The organism is Candidatus Obscuribacterales bacterium (assembly GCA_036703605.1).
Lineage (GTDB): Bacteria > Cyanobacteriota > Cyanobacteriia > RECH01 > RECH01 > RECH01.
In genome coordinates, this window is record DATNRH010000275.1 from 1 (window position 1) to 1,115 (window position 1,115).

Sequence of the window (1,115 nt, forward strand, 5' to 3'; positions counted from 1 at the left end):
CTATAAAGTGTCGGCGCCTAATTTGACGTCATCACAATTTCTCCTGCAGGCATCTCCACAGGGCGTGCAAGCGGATGATCCTTGCGGAATCTTCACCCTGAACCATCAAGGCGTCAGGGGGAATAAAGACTCGGGAGGGACTGTACTTGCTGATGCGTGCTGGTAAGGGCGGGCTGCCTAGGGGATTTACTCTAATAGAGTTACTGGTGACGATTGCTGTTCTTGTTGTGATAGCGACCATCGCGGTTCCCAATTTTCAGCAGTTGGTGAAATCCAATCTTCTGGTGGCATCGCACAACGAGATACTTACCGGGGTGAGTCTCGCCAGGGAAGAGGCGGTAAAGAGGAGAGAGGCGGTGACAGCGGTGCTGTCGCTGGATGACTCTGGAGATGAAATGGGATGGTTGCTTGAGGTTAGGCGTAATGGCGGGACCATCTTGGTGCGCTCCATCGATCAGTTGGATTCACCCGTCACTGTCCAGAGTTCTCCAACTGCCGTCACCGTCGGTAGTCCTCTGACAGTTACCTTTAATGCGCTGGGCAGGGCGAGCGAAAGCGCTAATCTTACCATTTCTGATGATGCCACTCAGAAATGTTTGTCCATCAATCTCGCAGGTGTGGCATCGAAGGAGGCCTGTGGTGGCTAAATATCGAGTGCGTAAATTCAAGGCATCAGTGGAGGGCTTTACCTTGATCGAAGCCCTGGTGGCGCTACTGGTCCTAGCGTTTGGGTTACTGGGCGTGGCCGCCATGCAGCTCAAGGCGCTGCAGAGTGCCCATGTGTCCTATCAACGCTCTATTGCTTCCGTCGCCGCCCAAGATGCCGAGGAGCGCCTGTGGGTGGAACTGGGTGAGCATAACAGGGTATGTCCTTTTATAGACGGTCATGGTCTTGATCACGTGAATAACTGGGGAGATGCATGGACCCCCTATTTCAACACGCTCGATGTGGATGCAGCTGTCGGAGTTTCTGCCTCCACCGAGTGTGGTTATCGCATCGTCCTGGGATGGCGCGATGAGCGTTTTGTGGGTGAAAACGTCTCCAACCTGGAGTTTCTGGCGAAGCTTCCGGGGTTATGACCATGGAGTATTACGCAGTGTCTAGCTCCTCTGTA

2 protein-coding genes are annotated in these 1,115 nt (G+C 53.7%); both read left to right on the plus strand.

Annotated features, from left to right (window positions below):
• The first annotated feature begins 152 nt into the window (after positions 1-152).
• Positions 153-647, plus strand: coding sequence for a GspH/FimT family pseudopilin (locus V6D20_05840; GenBank protein ID HEY9815307.1), 495 nt, complete (start codon positions 153-155; stop codon positions 645-647).
• Positions 640-1,080 carry a type IV pilus modification protein PilV gene (gene pilV, locus V6D20_05845; GenBank protein ID HEY9815308.1) on the plus strand — a complete coding sequence of 147 codons (441 nt, stop codon included), beginning with the start codon at positions 640-642 and terminating at the stop codon, positions 1,078-1,080. The genes V6D20_05840 and pilV overlap by 8 nt, the downstream gene beginning before the upstream one ends.
• Positions 1,081-1,115 lie beyond the last annotated feature (35 nt).

Coding starts and splice junctions, on each gene's coding strand:
- V6D20_05840 (HEY9815307.1), top strand. CDS start 153: ATGCGTGCTGGTAAGGGCGGGCTGCCTAGGGGATTTACTCTAATAGAG.